The sequence below is a fragment of the Streptomyces humidus genome (assembly GCF_014649655.1).
GTDB classification, from domain to species: Bacteria; Actinomycetota; Actinomycetes; order Streptomycetales; family Streptomycetaceae; genus Streptomyces; species Streptomyces humidus.
The window spans coordinates 146,194-166,605 of sequence record NZ_BMTL01000004.1; the positions used below are offsets into that span (position 1 = coordinate 146,194).

At 68.9% G+C, this 20,412-nt stretch carries 19 protein-coding genes and 2 tRNA genes; 11 read left to right on the forward strand and 10 right to left on the reverse strand.

Going from position 1 to position 20,412, the window contains the following annotated elements; translation table 11 throughout:
• Positions 1-768 precede the first annotated feature (768 nt).
• Positions 769-855 (reverse strand) — tRNA-Leu (locus tag IE239_RS05760).
• 423 nt (positions 856-1,278) lie between these two features.
• Here IE239_RS05760 and IE239_RS05765 point away from each other — a divergent pair.
• From IE239_RS05765 to IE239_RS05800, 8 genes are all read left to right on the forward strand, one after another.
• Positions 1,279-2,163, forward strand: a complete 885-nt coding sequence (locus IE239_RS05765; protein WP_190148160.1) for an FHA domain-containing protein — start codon at positions 1,279-1,281, stop codon at positions 2,161-2,163.
• Positions 2,164-2,173: 10 nt separating this feature from the next.
• Positions 2,174-2,692 (forward strand): FHA domain-containing protein FhaB/FipA, encoded by a 519-nt coding sequence (locus IE239_RS05770; RefSeq protein WP_069769333.1) that lies wholly within the window; start codon positions 2,174-2,176, stop codon positions 2,690-2,692.
• A 140-nt stretch (positions 2,693-2,832) separates the two neighbouring features.
• Positions 2,833-4,392, forward strand: coding sequence for a Stp1/IreP family PP2C-type Ser/Thr phosphatase (locus tag IE239_RS05775; protein WP_190148161.1), 1,560 nt, complete (start codon positions 2,833-2,835; stop codon positions 4,390-4,392).
• A gap of 27 nt (positions 4,393-4,419) precedes the next feature.
• On the forward strand, positions 4,420-5,862 hold the full coding sequence (locus IE239_RS05780; protein ID WP_190148162.1) for an FtsW/RodA/SpoVE family cell cycle protein: 1,443 nt from the start codon (positions 4,420-4,422) through the stop codon (positions 5,860-5,862).
• On the forward strand, positions 5,859-7,328 hold the full coding sequence (locus tag IE239_RS05785; RefSeq protein ID WP_190148163.1) for a peptidoglycan D,D-transpeptidase FtsI family protein: 1,470 nt from the start codon (positions 5,859-5,861) through the stop codon (positions 7,326-7,328). The genes IE239_RS05780 and IE239_RS05785 overlap by 4 nt, the downstream gene beginning before the upstream one ends.
• Positions 7,329-7,497: 169 nt before the next feature.
• Positions 7,498-9,489, forward strand: a complete 1,992-nt coding sequence (gene pknB, locus IE239_RS05790; protein ID WP_190148164.1) for a Stk1 family PASTA domain-containing Ser/Thr kinase — start codon at positions 7,498-7,500, stop codon at positions 9,487-9,489.
• A 204-nt stretch (positions 9,490-9,693) separates the two neighbouring features.
• Positions 9,694-10,083, forward strand: coding sequence for a hypothetical protein (locus IE239_RS05795; RefSeq protein ID WP_190148165.1), 390 nt, complete (start codon positions 9,694-9,696; stop codon positions 10,081-10,083).
• 295 nt (positions 10,084-10,378) lie between these two features.
• Positions 10,379-11,428, forward strand: a complete 1,050-nt coding sequence (locus tag IE239_RS05800) for a restriction endonuclease (RefSeq protein WP_190148166.1) — start codon at positions 10,379-10,381, stop codon at positions 11,426-11,428.
• Positions 11,429-11,528: 100 nt separating this feature from the next.
• Here the strand turns inward: IE239_RS05800 and IE239_RS05805 are convergent, their stop codons facing one another.
• The 6 genes from IE239_RS05805 to IE239_RS05830 are packed head-to-tail and all read right to left on the reverse strand — an operon-like array spanning position 11,529 to position 15,882.
• Complete coding sequence (locus IE239_RS05805; RefSeq protein ID WP_190148167.1) at positions 11,529-12,311, reverse strand: class E sortase; 783 nt, start codon at positions 12,309-12,311, stop codon at positions 11,529-11,531.
• A 33-nt stretch (positions 12,312-12,344) separates the two neighbouring features.
• Positions 12,345-13,466 carry a class E sortase gene (locus tag IE239_RS05810; RefSeq protein ID WP_190148168.1) on the reverse strand — a complete coding sequence of 374 codons (1,122 nt, stop codon included), beginning with the start codon at positions 13,464-13,466 and terminating at the stop codon, positions 12,345-12,347.
• Entirely contained in the window at positions 13,463-14,101 is a 639-nt protein-coding gene (locus tag IE239_RS05815) for an aminodeoxychorismate/anthranilate synthase component II (protein ID WP_190148169.1), read from the reverse strand. Before IE239_RS05815 ends, IE239_RS05810 begins: the two co-directional genes overlap by 4 nt.
• Positions 14,098-14,295 carry a hypothetical protein gene (locus IE239_RS05820; protein WP_176741366.1) on the reverse strand — a complete coding sequence of 66 codons (198 nt, stop codon included), beginning with the start codon at positions 14,293-14,295 and terminating at the stop codon, positions 14,098-14,100. Before IE239_RS05820 ends, IE239_RS05815 begins: the two co-directional genes overlap by 4 nt.
• A 16-nt stretch (positions 14,296-14,311) precedes the next feature.
• Complete coding sequence (locus tag IE239_RS05825; protein ID WP_190148170.1) at positions 14,312-15,013, reverse strand: class E sortase; 702 nt, start codon at positions 15,011-15,013, stop codon at positions 14,312-14,314.
• A 32-nt stretch (positions 15,014-15,045) separates the two neighbouring features.
• Positions 15,046-15,882 (reverse strand): DUF881 domain-containing protein, encoded by an 837-nt coding sequence (locus tag IE239_RS05830; RefSeq protein WP_190148171.1) that lies wholly within the window; start codon positions 15,880-15,882, stop codon positions 15,046-15,048.
• Between the two features lie 140 nt (positions 15,883-16,022).
• On the opposite strand from IE239_RS05830, the gene crgA reads away from it, so the two are divergent.
• The gene (crgA, locus tag IE239_RS05835) at positions 16,023-16,277 is read left to right on the forward strand and encodes a cell division protein CrgA (RefSeq protein ID WP_190148172.1); all 255 of its coding nucleotides are present in this window, start codon (positions 16,023-16,025) and stop codon (positions 16,275-16,277) included.
• A gap of 251 nt (positions 16,278-16,528) precedes the next feature.
• Here the strand turns inward: crgA and IE239_RS05840 are convergent, their stop codons facing one another.
• Positions 16,529-17,428 (reverse strand): rhomboid family intramembrane serine protease, encoded by a 900-nt coding sequence (locus IE239_RS05840; protein ID WP_190148173.1) that lies wholly within the window; start codon positions 17,426-17,428, stop codon positions 16,529-16,531.
• 267 nt (positions 17,429-17,695) lie between these two features.
• A complete protein-coding gene (locus tag IE239_RS05845) occupies positions 17,696-18,229 on the reverse strand; it encodes a peptidylprolyl isomerase (protein ID WP_190148174.1) in 534 nt (177 codons plus the stop codon).
• A 342-nt stretch (positions 18,230-18,571) separates the two neighbouring features.
• Between IE239_RS05845 and IE239_RS05850 the strand changes: the two genes are divergently transcribed.
• Positions 18,572-19,276, forward strand: a complete 705-nt coding sequence (locus tag IE239_RS05850) for a DUF5324 family protein (protein WP_190148175.1) — start codon at positions 18,572-18,574, stop codon at positions 19,274-19,276.
• A gap of 135 nt (positions 19,277-19,411) precedes the next feature.
• Here IE239_RS05850 and IE239_RS05855 read toward each other — a convergent pair.
• Positions 19,412-19,484: transfer RNA gene (locus tag IE239_RS05855), tRNA-Ala, on the reverse strand.
• Between the two features lie 182 nt (positions 19,485-19,666).
• On the opposite strand from IE239_RS05855, the gene IE239_RS05860 reads away from it, so the two are divergent.
• A complete protein-coding gene (locus IE239_RS05860; protein ID WP_190148176.1) occupies positions 19,667-20,215 on the forward strand; it encodes a helix-turn-helix domain-containing protein in 549 nt (182 codons plus the stop codon).
• The last annotated feature ends 197 nt before the right edge of the window (positions 20,216-20,412 follow it).

A 20,412-nucleotide genomic window follows, 5' to 3' on the forward strand; every position in this document is an offset into this window, starting at 1 on the left:
CAACGGCAATTTCCCTGGGGTAAATGTGACGGCCCAGGAAAAACAGAATGGGCCTGCTTCGGTCGCACGGTGAATGCTCCCCGCACTGATCGCCCGCGCACACAGTTCTCCAGATCGTCGGCAGGCCCACCCTGGCACCGGCCGATGACGCCTACCGAGGCCTCGGCACATGGGGCGACGACGTCCGCGGCGCGTCCCACAGGGCTGTGGCCGTAGCGGTCCGAGGGCAGCGTGCCCGTGCGGTGCTGTGCCGCAGCGCCCGGGGCCCCGTTTCTCACGGGACCGCCGCCCGGGCCTCCCGTCGCGCCGAGAACCCCGTCCACGAACGTCTCGAAGACGCCGGCGTCGGGCCGCATCCGCCGCACCGCCGCCCAAACGACTCTGCCGGTCTTCCGGCCGGCCCACGCCGGCCGCCGCAAGCTCACCGCCCGGCCGGACCCCATCACCCTCCGCGGCGGCCGGCCTCGTCGTCGGCCTGCACCGCCGCACGGCCGAGCCACTGGGCACCTGCACCGCCACGGGTCGGGATGCCTCATCCGGCGCGCCACCCGGCCCTGAGATCTTCCTCACAAGCCCTCAGTGGCCTGCGGCGAAACGGCCTGCCCGCGGCGGGGCGACCGAAGATCCAGACCTGAGAAAAACAGACCGCCGACGGCCCCAGCCGTCGGCGGTCCACGTGTTTCTGCCCACACAGCAGAACGGTCGGCATCGTGATCACGATGCCGACCGTTCCGTCGTTGCTACCAGAGCACCATCCTCGGTGCTCCCTGGTGCGCGAGGGGGGAGTTGAACCCCCACGCCCTTGCGGGCACTGGAACCTGAATCCAGCGCGTCTGCCTATTCCGCCACCCGCGCATTGGGTGTGTCGTCGAGCTTGTGGGCTTTTCGGCCTGCCGCCTTCCGACATGCAGAACATTAGCACGCGGTCCAGGGTGCGTTCACATCCCTTTCTGGCGGGCAGGGAGCAGGTGGGGACCCGTCCGCGGCCCCGCAGGTCTCGGCCATGACTGGTTCACGTATCAACCTCGTACCTATGGCGACCGTCTCCCCGGGAGCAGGACGAGGAGCACAGCCAGGTGCGGGACACTGGTCCACGGCCGCCTCTACGATCCAGGGCAGAAGCGAGTGCGGGAAGCAGGTGAACGGGAGGACGTCGACATCCGTCGACGAGGCCGACAGGGGGAACCAGCCGATTCACCGGCGCGTGGATACGATCAGTAAGCAGTACCAGGTAAGCAGCACGGTTCGGGACGGCAGCCACTACGGAGGAGGTGCCCCATGGGAGTCCTGAAGAAATTCGAGCAGCGTCTCGAGGGTCTGGTCAACGGCACCTTCGCCAAGGTCTTCAAGTCCGAGGTCCAGCCCGTGGAGATCGCCGGCGCGCTCCAGCGCGAGTGCGACAACAACGCCACCATCTGGAACCGCGACCGCACGGTCGTCCCCAACGACTTCATCGTGGAGCTGAGCACGCCCGACTACGAGCGGCTCAGCCCCTACTCCGGCCAGCTCGGCGACGAACTCGCCGGCATGGTGCGCGACTACGCCAAGCAGCAGCGCTACACCTTCATGGGACCGATCAAGGTCCACCTGGAGAAGGCCGACGATCTCGACACCGGGCTGTACCGGGTGCGCAGCCGTACGCTCGCCTCCTCCAGCAGCCAGACGGACGACGCGCCCGCCGGCGGCCGGCCGCGCCCCGCAGGACCGGGCGGCGCCGCCTACCCCGGCCCCGGCGGGGCAGGCGCTCCGCCCATGCCGGCCGCTCCGCCCCCCGGCGCCCCCGGCGCCCGGCCCGGCAGCTACGGCTACCCGCCCGCCGCGGGCGCCCAGCGCCCCGGCGGGGCAGGCGCAGGACTGGCCGGGGCTCCGCAGCCCGGGTCCCGCACCCGCCACTGGATCGAGATCAACGGCACCCGCCACCAGATCTCCCGCGCGACGCTCGTGCTGGGCCGCAGCACCGAAGCCGACGTGCGGATCGACGACCCCGGCGTCTCACGCCGGCACTGCGAGATCCGGACCGGTTCGCCCTCGACGATCCAGGATCTCGGCTCCACCAACGGCATCGTGGTGGACGGGCAGCACACCACCCGCGCTACGCTCCGCGACGGCTCGCGGATCGTCGTGGGCAGCACCACCATCATTTACCGGCAAGCCGAAGGGTGAAGCGGGGGCAATGTCAGAGCTGACCCTCACGGTCATGCGGCTGGGTTTCCTGGCCGTACTGTGGCTGTTCGTGATCGTGGCCGTGCAGGTCATCCGCAGCGACCTCTTCGGTACGCGTGTCACCCAGCGCGGCTCGCGCCGGGAAGCGGGACGGGCCCAGCAACAGGCCCAGCGCCAGCAGGCGCCACCGCAGCAGCGCCAGCAGCCGGCCGCCGCCGGCCGCACACGCCGCAACGCACCGACGAAGCTGGTCGTGTCCGAAGGGACCCTCACCGGCACGACCGTCGCGCTCCAGGGCCAGACCATCACGCTGGGCCGGGCGCACGACAGCACGATCGTGCTGGACGACGACTACGCCTCCAGCCGCCATGCCAGGATCTACCCGGACCGCGACGGCCAGTGGATCGTCGAGGACCTGGGCTCCACCAACGGCACGTATCTCGACCGATCGCGGCTGACGACTCCCACACCGATCCCGCTGGGTGCGCCGATCCGTATCGGCAAGACCGTCATCGAGCTTCGGAAGTAGTGCTGCATCATGAGTGAGCGCGAGCGGAGCGAGCACGCGGCGGCGGCCGGCACCCAGGGCCCCGGTGTGCTCCCGACCGGAGGGTGGGCAGTGTGGCTCGACACGACCGGCTGTACCCGGGGCCGACGGGCGAGGTGCGCATGAGTCTGTCACTGCGCTTCGCCGCCGGATCGCACAAGGGCATGATCCGGGAGGGCAACGAGGACTCCGGTTATGCCGGTCCGCGCCTGCTCGCCATCGCCGACGGCATGGGCGGCGCCGCCGCCGGCGAGGTCGCCTCCTCCGAGGCCATCTCCACCATCGTCGCCCTCGACGACGACGTCCCCGGCTCCGACGTCCTCACCTCGCTCGGCACCGCCGTCCAGCGCGCCAACGACCAGCTGCGCGCCCTGGTCGAAGAGGACCCCCAGCTCGAAGGCATGGGGACGACCCTGACCGCCCTGCTGTGGACGGGGCAGCGCCTCGGTCTCGTGCACGTCGGCGACTCACGCGCGTACCTGCTGCGCGACGGCGTCCTGACCCAGATCACCCAGGACCACACCTGGGTGCAACGCCTCGTCGACGAGGGCCGCATCACCGAGGAAGAGGCCACCACCCACCCACAACGGTCCCTGCTGATGCGGGCGTTGGGCAGCGGTGAGCACGTCGAGCCGGACCTGTCGATCCGCGAGGTCCGGGCCGGCGACCGCTATCTGATCTGCTCCGACGGCCTGTCCGGCGTCGTCTCCCACCAGACGCTCGAGGACACCCTCGCCAGCTACCAGGGCCCGCAGGAGACCGTGCAGGAGCTGATCCAGCTCGCCCTGCGCGGCGGCGGCCCCGACAACATCACCGTGATCGTCGCCGACGTCCTCGACCTGGACACCGGCGACACCCTCGCCGGGCAGCTCTCCGACACCCCGGTCGTGGTCGGCGCCGTCGCCGAGAACCAGCTCCAGCAGCACGACAACGGCATCATGCAGACCCCCGCCGGCCGCGCCTCGGGCCTCGGCCGCCGACGGCAGGGGCACGGCGGAGGCGGCGAGTTCGGCCCGCCCGGCTCCGGCGGCGACATCACCGGCTTCATCCCCACCGACGGCTTCGGCGACTACACCGACGACGACTTCGTCAAGCCGCGCAAGGGCCGCCGCTGGCTGAAGAGATCCTTCTACGGCGTCCTCTCGCTCGCGGTCGTCGCCGGCGGACTGTACGGCGGCTACCGCTGGACGCAGACGCAGTACTACGTCGGCACCAAGGGCGAGCACGTCGCGCTGTACCGGGGCATCAGCCAGGACCTGGCGTGGGTGTCGTTGTCGAAGATGGAGAAGGACCACCCCGAGATCGAACTCAAGTACCTCCCGGAGTACCAGCGCAAGCTGGTGGAGGCCACGATCGCCGAGGGCGACCTGTCCACCGCCCGCAAGAAGGTCGACGAACTCGCCGTCCAGGCCTCCGCCTGCAAGAAGCAGGCCGGTTCCGCCGCAGCGGGAGCCACCGGCTCGAAGACCGGCTCCAAGACCAGCTCGAAGACCGGCTCGAAGACCGGGGAGGGCCAGGCGGGCGCCACCACGGGAACCACCTCCGTCTCCCTCACGTCCAAGGCATCGCCGAGCCCCTCGGCAACCGCGTCCCCGACCGCACCGAAGACCCCCGCACCCACCCCCGGCCCGAGCCTGTCGGAGGAGGAGCAGAAGGTCGTCTCGCGGTGCGGTGAGCAGTAGGCAAGCCGTGAGAGGCCCCGTCACACGATGAGCAGTACTACCAACTCGCCGACGCACCACACGTCCACGATCGGCTCGATCGGCACCCCGAGCCGACGCAACACCGAGCTCGCGCTGCTGGTGTTCGCCGTCGTCATCCCGGTCTTCGCCTACGCCAACGTGGGTCTGGCCATCAACGACCAGGTGCCGTCCGGCCTCCTGAGCTACGGACTCGGCCTCGGACTGCTGGCCGGCGTCGCGCACCTCGTCGTGCGCAAGTTCGCGCCGTACGCCGACCCACTGCTGCTGCCGGTGGCCACCCTGCTCAACGGGCTCGGACTGGTCGCCATCTGGCGCCTCGACCAGTCCAGACTGCTGAAGCAGATCCACCAGGCCGGCACCGCCGCGCCACGGCAACTGCTGTACACGGCCCTGGGCATCGCCCTGTTCGTCGTGGTGCTGATCTTCCTCAAGGACCACCGCGTCCTGCAGCGCTACACCTACATCTCCATGGTCGGCGCGGTCCTCCTGCTGCTGCTCCCGCTCGTCCCGGGCCTCGGCCAGAACATCTACGGCGCGAAGATCTGGATCTCGGTCGCCGGTTTCTCCATCCAGCCCGGCGAGTTCGCCAAGATCGTCCTGGCGATCTTCTTCGCCGGCTATCTGATGGTGAAGCGCGACGCACTCGCCCTCGCCAGCCGCCGCGTCCTCGGCCTGTACCTGCCGCGCGGCCGCGACCTCGGCCCGATCATCGTGGTCTGGCTCATCTCCATCCTGATCCTGGTCTTCGAGACGGACCTCGGCACCTCGCTGCTGTTCTTCGGAATGTTCGTCATCATGCTGTACGTCGCCACCGAGCGGACCAGCTGGATCGTCTTCGGCCTGCTGATGTCCGCGGTCGGCGCGGTCGGCGTGGCCAGCTTCGAAAGCCACGTCCAGCAGCGCGTACAGGCATGGCTCGACCCGATGCGCGAGTACAAGCTCAGCCAGTCCGGCGCCCCCGGCATCCACTCCGAGCAGGCCATGCAGGCCCTGTGGGCGTTCGGCTCCGGCGGCACGCTGGGCACCGGCTGGGGCCAGGGCCACTCCGAGCTGATCCGCTTCGCCGCCAACTCCGACTTCATCCTCGCCACCTTCGGCGAGGAACTCGGCCTCGCCGGCATCATGGCGCTCCTGCTCCTGTACGGCCTGATCGTCGAGCGCGGCGTGCGCACCGCCCTCGCCGCCCGCGACCCCTTCGGCAAACTGCTGGCCATCGGCCTCTCCGGCGCCTTCGCCCTCCAGGTGTTCGTCGTCGCCGGCGGCGTCATGGGCCTCATCCCCCTGACCGGCATGACGATGCCCTTCCTCGCCTACGGCGGTTCCTCCGTCATCGCCAACTGGGCCCTGATCGGCATCCTGATCAGAATCAGCGACACCGCGCGCCGCCCGGCGCCCGCGCCCGCCTCCAACCCCGACGCCGAGATGACCCAGGTGGTCCGCCCGTCATGAACAAGCCCCTGCGCCGGATCGCGATCTTCTGCGGCATCCTCGTCCTGACCCTGCTGCTGCGCGACAACTACCTGCAGTACGTCAAGGCCGACAGCCTCGCCAGCGACACCAAGAACCGCCGCGTCAACATCACCCGCTACTCCACCCCACGCGGCAACATCATCGTCGACGGCAAAGCCATCACCGGCTCGGTCGAGACCAGCGGCGACTACAAGTACAAGCGCACCTGGTCCAACGGCGCCATGTGGGCGCCGGTCACCGGCTATTCCTCGCAGGCCTTCGGCGCCAACCAGCTGGAGAGGCTCGAGGACGGCATCCTCAGCGGCAACGACGACCGGCTCTTCTTCCGCAACACCCTGGACATGATCACGGGCAAGGAGAAGGAGGGCGGCAGCGTCCTCACCACCCTCAACGCCGCCGCCCAGAAGGCCGCCTTCCAGGGACTCGGCGACAAGAAGGGCGCGGTCGCCGCGATCGAGCCGTCCACCGGCAAGATCCTCGCGCTGGTCTCCACCCCTTCCTACGACCCGTCGAAGTTCGCCGGCTCCTCCGACGCCGACGCCCAGGCATGGAGCAAGGTCCAGAAGAAGAACGACCCCGACGACCCGATGCTCAACCGCGCACTGCGCGAGACCTACCCGCCGGGCTCCACGTTCAAGGTCGTCACCGCCGCCGCCGCACTGGAGAACGGCGAGGTCGCCGGCGTCGACGAGAAGACCAAGACCCCCGACCCGTTCCCGCTGCCGCAGTCCTCCAGCAAGCTCACCAACGAGCACGGCGACTGCGAGAACGCCACCCTGCGCTACGCGCTCATGGTGTCCTGCAACACCGTCTTCGCGAAGATGGCCGACAACGTCGGCAACAAGAAGATGATCGAGCAGGCGGAGAAGTTCGGCTTCAACGAGGCCGAACTGGACACCCCGGTGCGCGCCGCCGAGTCGATCTTCCCCCAGGACAACCGGCCGCAGAACTCGCTGGACGGCATCGGCCAGGGCTCCAACCGCGCCACCCCGCTCCAGATGGCCATGGTCGCCTCGGCGGTCGCCAACGACGGCAAGCTGATGAAGCCGTACATGGTCGACCAGCTCAAGGCCCCGAACCTGGACACCCTGGAGACGACCCAGCCGCAGCAGCTGTCCCAGGCCGTCTCCTCCAAGACCGCGCAGGCCCTCCAGGAAATGATGGAAACGGTCGTCAACGACCCGCAGGGCACCGGCGGCAAGGCCAAGATCAACGGCGTCGTCGTCGGCGGCAAGACCGGCACCGCACAGCACGGCCTCAACAACAGCGAGAAGCCGTACGCCTGGTTCATCTCGTACGCCAAGCTCTCCGACGGCAGCGCCCCGGTCGCCGTGGCCGTCGTCGTCGAGGACGGCGCGGCCGACCGCGGCGACATCACCGGCGGCGGTCTCGCCGGGCCGATCGCAAGGGACGTGATGAAGGCAGTCATCGACAGCAAGAAGTGACCCCCATCACGTCGCCTACACATCGGTGCACGTTGCGATACCGGTCTCGTATCGGGTGACGGGCTTGGCCAGGTCACACAGCGCCGTCCGGGTACGGTAAGCCCGGACGGCAGCCTCCGACCGCACACGTGTGCCGGTCGGGACCGACGGAGAGGGCTGGTAGGTAGCTATGGAAGAGCCGCGTCGCCTCGGCGGCCGGTACGAGCTGGGCCACGTGCTCGGTCGTGGTGGCATGGCGGAGGTCTATTTCGCGCATGACACCCGCCTCGGCCGCGCCGTGGCGGTGAAGACGCTGCGCGTGGACCTCGCGCGCGACCCTTCCTTCCAGGCCCGGTTCCGCCGGGAGGCCCAGTCGGCCGCCTCGCTCAACCACCCCGCGATCGTCGCGGTGTACGACACGGGCGAGGACTACATCGACGGGGTCTCGATCCCGTACATCGTCATGGAGTACGTCGAGGGCTCCACACTCCGCGAGCTGCTCCACTCCGGCCGCAAGCTGCTGCCGGAGCGGACGCTGGAGATGACCATCGGCATCCTGCAGGCCCTGGAGTACTCGCACAGAGCCGGCATCGTCCACCGCGACATCAAGCCCGCGAACGTCATGCTGACGCGCAACGGCCAGGTCAAGGTCATGGACTTCGGCATCGCCCGCGCCATGGGCGACTCCGGGATGACGATGACGCAGACGTCCGCGGTCATCGGCACCGCCCAGTACCTCTCGCCCGAGCAGGCGAAGGGCGAGCAGGTCGACGCACGCTCCGACCTGTACTCGACGGGCTGCCTGCTCTACGAACTGCTGACGGTCCGGCCGCCCTTCGTCGGGGACTCCCCGGTCGCGGTGGCCTACCAGCACGTGCGGGAGGAACCGCAGCCACCGAGCGTCTTCGACCCCGAGATCACCCCCGAGATGGACGCCATCGTCCTCAAGGCACTGGTCAAGGACCCGAACTACCGCTACCAGTCGGCCGACGAGATGCGCCTGGACATCGAGGCCTGCCTCGACGGCCAGCCGGTCGCGGCCACGGCGGCGATGGGCTCGGTCGGCTATGGCAGTTACGGCGGTTACGGCGACGACCAGGCGACCACCGCCCTGCGCGCGGACGCCGGCGCCACGTCGATGCTGCCGCCCATGAACCCGGACGACGGCGGCTACGGCTACGACGACCGCCCCGACCGGCGCCGCCAGAAGAAGTCCAACACCTCGACGATCCTGCTGGTCCTCGCCGCGGTCCTGGTGCTCGTCGGCGCGATCCTGATCGGCAAGTGGGTGTTCACCGGCGACGGCGCCGCCGACAAGGCCTTCCCCGTCCCGAACTTCGTGAACAAGTCACAGGCCGAGGCCCTGACGATGGCCAAGAACTCCGAGCTGAAACCGGTGTTCACCAAGAAGCCCTGTGAGAGCACCGCCAAGGGCAACATCTGCTCGCAGGACCCGGCCTTGGGCAAGACCGTCAACAAGGGCGACACGATCAACCTCGTCGTCTCGACGGGGGCGCCGAAGGTGGTCGTGCCGACGGTCCTCGGCAAGAGCCTGGACGAAGCGAAGGCGCTCCTGGAAGGCGACCAGTACCAGTTCGAGATCAAGACGAAGGAAGAGGTGTCCACCGAGAAGGAGGGCACCGTCACGGGGCAGAACCCCAGGCTGGGCACGGAGGTGGAGAAGGGCACCACCATCACCCTCACCGTCGCCAAGGCCGAGGAGAAGGCGACCGTCCCCGACGTCTCCAACAAGAGCTGCGACGAAGCCAAGGCCCAGATGGAGCAGAACAGCCTCAAGGGCGACTGCGTCGAGGTCGACACCCAGGACCAGAACCAGGTCGGCAAGGTCGTCCAGACCGTCCCGTCCATCGGCTCCCAGGCCGACAAGGGCTCCAAGGTCCAGATCCAGATCGGCAAGAGCAGCCAGCCCGAGCAGACGCAGGTCCCGGGCAACCTCCAGGGCATGTCCGTCAAGGACGCCAAGCAGGCACTGCAGAACGCGGGCCTGAACGTCGGCAACATCGCCGGCTCCTCGGACGACGACGCCCAGGTCATCAGCTCGGACCCGGCCCCCGGCAGCACCGTCAACAAGGGACAGACGGTCAACCTGATCGCCATCAAGAACGGCGGAGGCGGCGGCAACAACAACGGCGGCGGCTTCTTCGGCGGAGGCGGCGGCTGACCGTAGGAACACATTGCAAGAAGTGCGGTGCGGGTCGAGGGAGACCCGCACCGCACTTCGTGCAACCGTGATCAGAAACCACTAGCATGTCCATGCCGGAAACCTCGGCGTCTGTATCGCTGAGGCCTCGACCAGAGCTCACAGGCCTCTCAGGAGAGCTCACAAAATGCTTCTAGGGGGAAGACATTGAAGAGGACAGCCCAGATGCTCGGCGTGGCGGTGACTGCCATGCTCGCAGCAACCCTGACCACAAGCCCCGCCCAGGCGGACGCCTTCAGCCCGGGCTGCACCACAACGGGCGCGGACGGCTTCATCTACATCCCCAGCTTCAACGGGCCGGTGACCGCGCTCAAGCTCGAGTGGCACATCACCGACACACTCGCCGACGGGCACCACGCACGAATCCGTTTTCTGTCGAAGCAACATGACGGAACGATTCACTATTGGCCGTGGCACAAGGCCGTAGGTGGCAAGGGGGACCACGAATACGCGGCCACCACGGCCACGGACAGCTACGGCATCTTCGACATCGGTGCCGAGGTGGCCCGATACGAAGGTGACACCAAGCTGAACTCGTGTGTCGACTGGAGCTGACAGACACAAGCCGATACCCGGAGCCGCCGCGCGAAAGTGCGGCGGCTCCGAGCTTCCGGCACCTCGGCGTCCTGTCTTATCGGCTCGGGCACGTCGGCGTACACGGGCGCGTGACCCGTTAACCCGGCATCTCACTGCTCGAATCCTTCGGGACCGTCACTTCGCCCCGGACCGCAGGCCCATGCGCAAATCGATCGCGTCTTCCCTTGCGTCCACTCGTTACCCCTCTGGGGCGGGGTGTCATGGCACAGCTCTGCCCCGGCCACACGGCCCGATCAACGGCAGAGGGACAGACATGATCAACGAATCGGCACTCGTGGAATCCAGGAGCCTGCGCGACGGCGTACTCGAACGCACCGACGTCCTCGACAGGGTGAAGGCCCTGTCCCTGCTCCCGGACGGCCTGCACGTCACCACGGCGATGGTGGCGGCGTACTTCGGCGTCACCAACGAGGCCGTCCGCCAGCTCAAAGCACGCCACCACGGGGAGTTGTCAGGCAACGGAATGGTCACCCTGCAAGGCCCTGACCTCGCAGAATTCAAGCGTGACGTCCTGTCACGCTATCCGGGAGGTTATCCACAGCCTCGTTCCAGCCTCACGCTGTACTCCCGCCGCGCAGTCCTCAACGTCGCGATGCTCCTCCGCGACAGCGAAGTCGCCCGTCAGGTGCGCAGGTACCTTCTCGACATGGAGTACCGGGCGCGGACGCACCCTGTGGACAACCCCGTCCCCTCGGACTCCGCGTCCCTCGACGACCGCATCGACCAGCGCATCACCCACATCCTCGGCAGGACCGTCGTCCCCATGTTCTCCGCCCTGATCGAAACATCGGGCGAGCATCAGCGGGAGCTGATCGCTCTCCGGTCAGGCGTCCAGCGGATCGAGAAGCGACTCCGGCAGCACCACGCCCGGCTGCAGCGGCTGGAGGCCCCGCGCGAAGACCGGCCCCTCGCCGGAGTCATGGCCTCCATGGACGCCATGAACGGGCGCGAGTTCGAGGAGCACGTCGCCGCCCTGCTGCGCCGCGACGGCTGCACCGGCGTCGTCGTGCAAGGCGGCGGAAGGGACCGCGGCGTCGACATCACCGCCCTCACGGCCCACGGACGACGCCTCGTCGTCCAGTGCAAGAGGTTCTCGCCCCACATCTCCATCACCAGCCCCGAGCTCCAGAAGTTCGTCGGGGCGGCCAAAGTCCTCCACGACTCCGAGGTGGCCCTGTTCGTGGCGACCTGCCCCTTCACCCGTGACGCCCTCGACATCGCCGCCGAGACCGGCATCACCGCCGTGCACCGCGGGCTGCTGGAGCAGTGGAGCGCCGGAACGCCGCTGGCCGCCCTCGAGTGACCGGACAGCATGGCGAAGGCCCGAAGCCGCAACGGGAACTTGCGGCTTCGGGCCTTCGTCATGCTAGCGACAGACACCCCACCGATAGAGGCCCATCGCCTCACCCCAGCTCCTTCGGCGGCGTCCGGTGCGCGTCCACCTTCTCCACCCGGACCAGCTCGCCCCAGACCACGTACCGGTAGCGGCTCGTGTACACCGGCGTGCAGGTCGTCAGCGTGATGTAGTGGCCGGCCTTCTTCCTGCCGGACTCCTTCGGGATCCCACCGAGCACCTCGACGTTGTACTTCGACGTCTCGGGCAGGACCGCGTACACCTTGTAGACGTACCAGTCGTCCTTCGTCTCGAAGACGATCGGGTCGCCCTTCTCCAGCTTGTCGATGTTGTGGAACTTCGCGCCGTGGCCGTCACGGTGCGCGGCGAGCGTGAAGTTGCCCTTCCTGCCCGTCATCGGCAGGGCGGACTTGACGGGCTCGGTGTAGTAGCCGGCCACGCCCTCGTTGAGAACCTTCGACGACGTGCCCTTCTCGACCAACACCTCGCCGTTCCTCATCGCGGGCACATGCAGGAAGCCGATGCCGTCCTTGGTGTCGAGCGCCCCAGGACCGGTGTCCTCCTGGGCCCAGCTGTCGCGCACCTTGTCACCCTGCCGGTGCGCCTGCCGGTCGGCGACGACGTTGGTCCACCACAGGGAGTAGACGACGAACAGGCCCAGCACCAGGCCTGCCGTGATGAGGAGTTCACCGAAGACGCTGACGGCGAAGGCGATCCGGCCGCGCCCTCGGCGCCGCGGCCCGGGCCGGGACGCCTCCAGGCGCGCATGCTCTTCGTGATCGGTGTCGCCGGTGGTCGCTGCCACGTTCAATCTGCCCCTACTCGACTGCATGCCCACCCGAGGCATGCCACCCGGTCCCCGCGCCTACTCGACGAGCGCGTCCGGCTTGCCCTTGCTGCGCGGCCGTTCCTCGACCATCTTGCCCCAGACGATCAGCCGGTACTTGCTGGTGAACTCCGGGGTGCAGGTGGTGAGTGTGATGTACCGGCCCGGACGGGTGAACCCGGAGCCCGGCGGGACGGGATCGAGCACGCTGGTGTTGCTCGGCGCGGTCACCGGCAGCAAGGACGTCATCTTGTAGACGAAGTACTCGTCCTGGGTCTCGACGACGATGTCGTCGCCCGCCTGCAGCCGGTTGATGTACCGGAACGGCTCGCCGTGCGTGTTGCGGTGGCCCGCGAGCCCGAAGTTTCCCGTCTTCGCCTCCGGCATCGCCGTCGTCAGCGGGCCCTCTCCGTAGTGCCCCACCATTCCCTTGTCGAGCACCTTCTTGTTGCTCACGCCCTCAGCGATCGGCACCACCACGTCCAGCGTGGGGATGTGCAGGATGGCGAAGCCCTGCCCCGGCGAGAAGGCCCCCGGGGCCCGCGTGCCGCTCGCCCAGTCGTCCTGGAGGCTACTGGCCTCCTTGTCCGCCTGCGCGTGGGCCCGCACGTTCGTCCACCACAGCTGGTACGTGACGAACAGCAGCATCAGCACACCCGTGGTGATGAACACCTCGCCGACCGCCCGGCTGGCGACGACCGCCGCGCTCGGCTTGCGGGCCCGCTGCCGGCGCCGGGCCTCGACGCGGGACAGGGGCCGCTCGTCCTGGGACGGCGCGTCGGGCCCGTCGTATGCCTCGGAGACCTCACCATGGCCGTGGCCGCCATGCACGCCATGACGCCCATGACGGCCCTTGGCTGCCTTCCTGCGGGCCGCACGTCCGCCCGCCGGGGTTCCAGGGACCGGAGAGGCCACGGGCGCGCCAGAGGCGGATATGGGGCCACCGCCGAACGCCGGCGCCGGCGGGATGCGCAGCGCCACCGTCTCGTCGTCGAGCGGCGGCCGGTACGGCTCCCCCGCACGGGGGTCGGCCCCGGGCCCGAGGCCGGCCTCGGGCCCGGCCCCGCCCGCGGCTCCGGATCCTCCGTAAGGGTCACCGCCGAAGGACTCGTACGGCGCGGCGCCGTACGAGTCCTTGCGCTCGGGGCGCAGCGCGGTCACGCCGTGGCCCTGCCCACCACCGGGGCGAGCCCCGCCGACCTCGCCACCGCGCCCTGGTCGCCGCACTCCTCCAGCCAGTTGGCCAGCATCCGGTGCCCGTGCTCGGTCAGCACCGACTCCGGGTGGAACTGGACGCCCTCGACGAGCAGTTCACGATGGCGCAGACCCATGATGATCCCGTCGTGCGTACGGGCGGTCACCTCGAGCTCGGCCGGCACAGTCCCCGGCTCGGCGGCCAGCGAGTGGTAGCGGGTCGCGGTGAAGGGGCTGGGCAGACCCGCGAAGACGCCCTTGCCCTCGTGCTCCACCGGCGAGGTCTTGCCGTGCAGCAGCTCCGGCGCCCGGTCCACGACCCCGCCGTACGCCACCTGCATCGACTGCATGCCCAGACAGACGCCGAAAACGGGCACCCCGGTGGCCGCGCAGTGGCGGACCATCTCGACACAGACACCGGCCTCCTCGGGCGTGCCCGGACCGGGCGAGAGCAGAACGCCGTCGAACCCGTCCTGGGCATGGGAAGTGGAGACCTCGTCGTTGCGCAGAACCTCGCACTCGGCGCCCAGCTGGTACAGGTACTGGACCAGGTTGAAGACGAAGCTGTCGTAGTTGTCGACGACGAGAATGCGCGCGCTCACTGGTTGTCCACCGTCACATCGTTGAAGGGAAGCAGCGGTTCGGCCCACGGGAAGACGTACTGGAAGAGCGTGTACACCACGGCCACGATCAGCATGATCGAGATCAGCGCCTTCACCCACGCGTTTCCCGGCAGATGCCGCCAGATCCAGCCGTACATGCCGTCCCTTCCGTCGCACCACGGCACCTGACTCACGCCGTACGCCACCAGACTAACGGCGCAAGGCCTCCGGTTCGCCTGCCTCCACGGGCTGTGTGGAGTCCAGGTGCGCCCAGACGATCAGCCGGTGACTGTGCCCCCATTCCGGATCGCACGTGGTCAACGTCAGATACCGGCCCGGACGCGTATACCCCGACTTACGTGGCACAGCGTCGATCACCTCGACGTCCGAGGGCACGGTTTTGTCAGGGCCTTTGTCGATCCGATACGTGAACCAGGTGGTCCCGTCCGTCAGCACCACCGCGTCCCCCCGCCTGAGCTCGGGGAAGTCCTTGAAGGGGTCGCCGTAGGTCCGGCGATGGCCCGCGACCGAGAAGTTCCCGGTCTGCCCGAGCCGGGCGGTCCCGCTGTAGTGCCCCAGCCCCTTCTTCAGGGTGCCGGTCGCCGTGCCCTCCAGCACCGGCTTGTTCCACGTGAAACCAAGACGCGGGATGTACACCACCGCGAAGGGCCGGCCGTCACGGTACGGCGCCGCCGGGGCTGCCTTCCCGCTGCCGGCGCCGGCGGCCGGGCTCGTGCTCGGGGCTGCTCGCGGCGCCTGCCGGGCCCACTGGTCGTGCAGGGCGTCGATCTGGTCGTCCATGGCCAGGTCGGCCCGCACGCCGGTCCAGAACAGCACGTAGGCGACGAACAGGACGATGACCGCTCCGGCCGTGATGCACAGCTCGCTGAACGTCCTGACGATGACCCGCACCGACACAGGCGCCCCCGGCGGCCGTCGCTCGACTACTCCACAGGCTTGGCATAGTGCAGATCCACTGTGCCCGAGTAACCCGGCAGAGTCACCGTCCCGTCCTCCGTGACTTTCCAGCCGAGGCCGTAGACGTTCACGTACACCATGTAGTTCTGGATCGACGGGGCGTCCGCGAGCGCCTGCTGCAGCTTCCGCGGGTCGCCGACCGCCTGGATCTTGTACGGCGGCGAGTAGACACGGCCCTGGAGGATCAGGGTGTTGCCGACGCAGCGGACCGCACTGGTGGAGATCAACCGCTGGTCCATGACCTTGATGCCCTGGGCGCCGCCCTGCCACAGCGCGTTCACCACGGCCTGCAGGTCCTGCTGGTGGATGACCAGGTAGTCGGGCTGCGGCTCCGGATAGCCCGGGAGTTTGGCGGTGGCGTTCGGCGGGGCGTCGTTGAGCGTCACGGTGATCGCCTCGCCCCGGAGCTTCTGGGTGCCCGCGCTCTTCTCCAGTCCGGCGAGCTTGTCGTCCTGGGCCTTCGTGCTGCCGTCGTCGGCTTCGGCGAGCGATTCCACCTCGTCACGCAGGGCGCCGTTGGTCTCGTCCAGCTCGCCGTTCTTCTTGCTGCGCTCCTGGATCAGGTCGGACAGCTTCAGCAGGGAGGCGTCCGTGCGGATGTTGGTGCCCTTGGCGGTGGTGAAGCTGGTGAAGAAGAGCAGTCCGGCGAGCGCGAAGACGCCCACGGTGAGCACGCGCACGGGCCGGAAGCCGCCCCTGCGGTCGGCCGAGGGGGCGCGGGAGGGGACGGGAGGGGAAACGGGGGTGGGATCCGGGGTGGAACCCGTTGATCCCGTCCGGGGGGAGTCGGCAGAATTGCTCAACGTACCCTTATCTCCTTCAGCGCCGTAGAAGCACTACGCTAACGGACGCCCGGGGGAGCCCCTCAGTCCCCTAGTACGCAGCCCCCGAGCCCGACCCAGCACCTGCGCGGCCACGCAGCGCATCGACAGGAGAGACCCTCGTGCCGAAGTCACGTATCCGCAAGAAGGCCGACTACACGCCGCCTCCCGCGAAGCAGGCGACCGCGATCAAGCTGAACAGCAGCGCCTGGGTCGCACCCGTGATGCTGGCCATGTTCCTCATCGGACTGGCCTGGATCGTGGTCTTCTACGTCACCGACGGCTCGCTGCCCATCGACCAGCTGGACAACTGGAACATCGTCGTGGGCTTCGGGTTCATCGCCGCCGGCTTCGGCGTCTCCACCCAGTGGAAGTAGTGCGAGCAGCTCTGCCCAGGGCTATCCACTGAGTTATCCACAGCAGTTTTCCACATGGGGAAAAGAAAGACGATCTGTGGATAACTCATCGGAGGTTGACGCCGGTGTGACAGAAGTACTGGCCGCCACCCTCACTCGAAAGACTGTTCGCCCCCTGCCTGACCTGCATGAACATCGGTCAGTGTCAGGGGGCACAGTTGTTCCCGCACGTTGTGCACAAGATTCGGCACAGTCTGTGGACAACGAACCGCTCAGGTGAGCTGAGCAGTCCTCAGGAGCGTCACGACCAGGACCGCCGCGAGCATCAGCGCGCAGGCCCCGTACTGGATGAGGGCACGGCGCTCACGCGGGGCGTAGACCATGGCGGTGCCGACGACCAGACCGGCGGCCAGGCCGCCGATGTGCGCCTGCCAGGCGATTCCCGCCCAGCCGAACGTGATGACCAGGTTGATCACCAGCAGGGCGATGACCGGCCGCATGTCATAGCGCTGCCGGCGCACCAGCACGGCGAGCGCCCCGAAGAGACCGAAGATGGCGCCGGACGCGCCGAGCGAGGCCTCGTTGGGAGCGGCGATCAGATACGTCAGCGCGCCGCCGGCCAGGCCGGACACCAGGTACAGCGTGATGTAGCGGGCCCGGCCGAGGGCCTTTTCGAGCGGACCGCCGATCCACCACAGGCTGAGCATGTTGGACAGGATGTGGATGTAGCTCAGGTGCAGGAACATCGAGGTCAGCAGCCGGTACCACTGACCCTCGGCCACGCCCTGCAGCGTGCCGTACCCGAGAGCGGGCATGATCGCGCGGCCGATCAGGTCGAAGCGGTCGGTGAAGTTGTCGCCGACGGCCTGCTGGACCAGGAACAGTGCGAGGTTGAGGCCGATGAGGACCTTGGTGACGAGGTGGGGGTCGGCGGCGATCGTGCCGCCCGCGAGGGTGCGGGGCCGCGAGGCGTCGGGCGCGTGCCCGGTGCCGGAGCCCTCGCGGACGCAGGTCGGGCACTGGAAGCCGACGGAGGCGCTGACCATGCAGGCCGGACAGATCGGGCGCTCGCAACGGGTGCAGCGGACGCCGGTCTCCCGGTCGGGGTGCCGGTAGCAGACGGGCAGGCCGTTGTGGGCGTCGTTCTGCCGGCTGCCAGGCGCCTGGTCCATGGGCTCCCCCAGATGAGTCGTGCGAGGGCGGGGTCGGAAAGGAACCGCCCTGCCCATCCTTACGGACGAGCAGGGCGCATGGTTCCCGGGGGTGGGGATGTTCCCGGGCGGCGTTCCCGGGGGCGGAGGGCCGGGCGGGCCGGCGGGTTCCGCGCGGGACGCCGGTCCCGGCCTCGGCCCCGGCGGCTCGGCCCGCCGGACCCGGCGCCTGGGCGCTCGGACCGGCCCTGACCAGCCCCTGGGCCTCGGATCAGCGCTTGGGCCCGCTCAGACCTGGCGGGTCTCGACGACGACCGACTCGATGACGACGTCTGTCAGCGGGCGGTCGGTGCGCGGGTTGGTCGGGGTGGCGGCGATGGCGTCCACTACCTTCCGGCTCGCCGGGTCGGTGACCTCGCCGAAGATGGTGTGCTTACGGGTCAGCCAGGCCGTGGGCGAGACGGTGATGAAGAACTGCGAGCCGTTGGTGGCCGGACCGGCGTTGGCCATGGCCAGCAGGTAGGGCCGGTCGAAGCGCAGATCGGGGTGGAACTCGTCCTCGAACTGGTAGCCGGGACCGCCGGTGCCGTTGCCGAGCGGATCACCGCCCTGGATCATGAATCCGCTGATCACCCGGTGGAAGACCGTGCCGTCGTACAGCTTGTCCGTGGACTTCGCACCCGTCTCGGGGTTGACCCACGCCCGCTCACCGGTGGCGAGTTCGACGAAGTTCCTGACCGTCTTCGGGGTGTGGTCCGGGAAGAGCCGGATCTGGATGTCGCCGTGGTTGGTCTTCAGGGTGGCGTACAGCTGTTCGGCCACGATCTGCCTTCCGTTGTTCCTGTGACGCCCCGATCCTCGCACGGTCCGGGGCAGGCGACGCCGGACGGCTCGTTCCGGAACCGGAACCGACGGATCGGGTACGCACATCGCGTCCGGGTCGCCCGGGCCGGGAGCGGTCGGGGCCGATCCGTGGCATCGTCGGATTTGTCGTTCTGTCGACGCTCTGTTGCCATTGCCCGGAACCTGACCCGAATGCGTATGCCATTGCCCGGTATGAGCACCCGGATGCGTGTCCGCACATGCCGAGAAGGCCCTCGGCAGGCATGATCCGTAAAAGGGTGGAAAGTCGAAATACCGTACGCCACCGAGGAGGAGGAACACGTGACCCGCATCGAGAGCGTGCGCGCCGCGACCGGCTCGGCGAAGGACAGCGTGCTGCACGCCGCGGAAGTGGTGGCGCCCTACGCCGACACGGCCAAGGAGCGGGCCGCGCTTTACGCGCATGAGGCCCGCGTACGGCTGGCGCCCAAGGTGTCGCAGGCCGCCGAACAGGCCCGCGTGCAGTATGGCGCCCACGTCGCCCCGCGCCTGGAGCAGGCGAAGACGCATGTCCCGCCGAAGGTCGACCATGTCGCACAGGAAGCGGCCGCCCGCACCCGCCTGGCCGCACGGCAGGCCGCCGAGTACTCCCGGCCGCGGATCGAGCAGGCCGTCGCCGCGGCCGGACCCGTGAAGGAAGAGGCCGCCGCCCGTGGCGTCGCCGCGCTGGCCGCCCTGCGCGGTCAGGTGACGCCGAAGGAGATCGAGAAGCTGGTGCGCAAGCACCGGCGTCGCGCCAAGGCGGGCAAGCTCGCCAAGGCCCTCGCCGTGCTCGGCGTGATCGGCGGCGGTGCCTTCGCGGCCTGGAAGTGGTGGGACAAGCAGGCCAACCCGGACTGGCTCGTCGAGCCGCCCGCGGCCACGGAGGTTCCCGCTTCGGGCGGCCTGACCGCCGTCGACGGCAGCGAGAACCCCGCCGTCCTGGACCCGGATGTGCAGGCCAAGCAGAACGAGGAGGAGGCCGCGAATCGCGACGACCGCAGCTGAGCGGCCGCCGCCGGGCACTGCGCGGCGCGGACGGCGAAGCGGCTCGCGCACGCCTCCCCTGCCGCACCGGCCCCTGCTACGACGAAAAGACCCCTCCCACCTGCGTAGACGCAGGCAGGAGGGGTCTTCTTCGTGTGGAGCCTAGGGGAGTCGAACCCCTGACATCTGCCATGCAAAGACAGCGCTCTACCAACTGAGCTAAGGCCCCTCGACAGACGTCCGGCCGGTGCAGACCTCGTACCGGCGGGCGTCGCAGACCAGAGTACCGGGTCACCCCGGGTATCTCGCAAAAAGATGGGGGGTCCCCGCGGATGACCACTCTCCGTAGGATGCAGAAACGCGGTTCGCTACAGCGAACCGCGTTTCTGGGGAAGCGATGGGGAGACGCAAATGGACGCCGCACAGCAGGAAGCGACCGCGAGAGCGCGGGAACTGCAGCGGAACTGGTACGGGGAGCCGCTGGGGGCGCTCTTCCGTAAGCTCATCGACGATCTTGGTCTCAACCAGGCTCGTCTCGCGGGGGTGCTGGGACTGTCGGCGCCGATGCTGTCGCAGCTGATGAGCGGTCAGCGGGCGAAGATCGGCAACCCGGCCGTGGTGCAACGGGTGCAGCTGCTGCAGGAGTTGGCGGCGCAGGTCGCGGACGGCAGCGTCAGCGCCGCCGAGGCGACCGAGCGCATGGACGAGATCAAGCGGTCCCAAGGGGGTTCGGTGCTCAGCAACACCACACACACGACGAACAGTTCGGGGGCGCCCACGGTCAAGCGGGTGGTCCGCGAGATCCAGTCCCTGCTGCGCTCGGTGGCCGCCGCGGGCGACATCATCGAGGCCGCCGACACCCTCGCCCCGACCCACCCGGAACTGGCAGAGTTCCTCCGGGTGTACGGCGCCGGCCGGACCTCTGACGCGGTCGCGCACTACCAGTCCCACCAGAACTGAGCCCTCGGCCCGGTCGCCGAAGGGGGTTCGGCAGCCGGGCGGGCGACGAGCAGTCGGGGGACCAGCAGCGGGGGACGAGCGGTCGGGGGAAGGTGCGACGCGGCACGCACGGCAGCAGGCACGGGGGGTCGTGCAGCTCGCCACGGGGGGTCGTATCGCTGCTCACGGGGGAAGTCGCAGAAGAGGGGCTCCTCGAA

Excerpts from the sequence above, each read along its gene's own strand:
- IE239_RS05765 (WP_190148160.1), top strand. The coding sequence starts at position 1,279 with ATGGGAGTCCTGAAGAAATTCGAGCAGCGTCTCGAGGGTCTGGTCAAC.
- IE239_RS05795 (WP_190148165.1), top strand. The coding sequence starts at position 9,694 with ATGCTCGGCGTGGCGGTGACTGCCATGCTCGCAGCAACCCTGACCACA.
- pknB (WP_190148164.1), top strand. The coding sequence starts at position 7,498 with ATGGAAGAGCCGCGTCGCCTCGGCGGCCGGTACGAGCTGGGCCACGTG.
- IE239_RS05775 (WP_190148161.1), top strand. The coding sequence starts at position 2,833 with ATGAGTCTGTCACTGCGCTTCGCCGCCGGATCGCACAAGGGCATGATC.
- IE239_RS05785 (WP_190148163.1), top strand. The coding sequence starts at position 5,859 with ATGAACAAGCCCCTGCGCCGGATCGCGATCTTCTGCGGCATCCTCGTC.
- IE239_RS05805 (WP_190148167.1), bottom strand. The coding sequence starts at position 12,311 with ATGCAGTCGAGTAGGGGCAGATTGAACGTGGCAGCGACCACCGGCGAC.
- IE239_RS05770 (WP_069769333.1), top strand. The coding sequence starts at position 2,174 with ATGTCAGAGCTGACCCTCACGGTCATGCGGCTGGGTTTCCTGGCCGTA.
- IE239_RS05840 (WP_190148173.1), bottom strand. The coding sequence starts at position 17,428 with ATGGACCAGGCGCCTGGCAGCCGGCAGAACGACGCCCACAACGGCCTG.
- IE239_RS05800 (WP_190148166.1), top strand. The coding sequence starts at position 10,379 with ATGATCAACGAATCGGCACTCGTGGAATCCAGGAGCCTGCGCGACGGC.
- IE239_RS05780 (WP_190148162.1), top strand. The coding sequence starts at position 4,420 with ATGAGCAGTACTACCAACTCGCCGACGCACCACACGTCCACGATCGGC.
- IE239_RS05860 (WP_190148176.1), top strand. The coding sequence starts at position 19,667 with ATGGACGCCGCACAGCAGGAAGCGACCGCGAGAGCGCGGGAACTGCAG.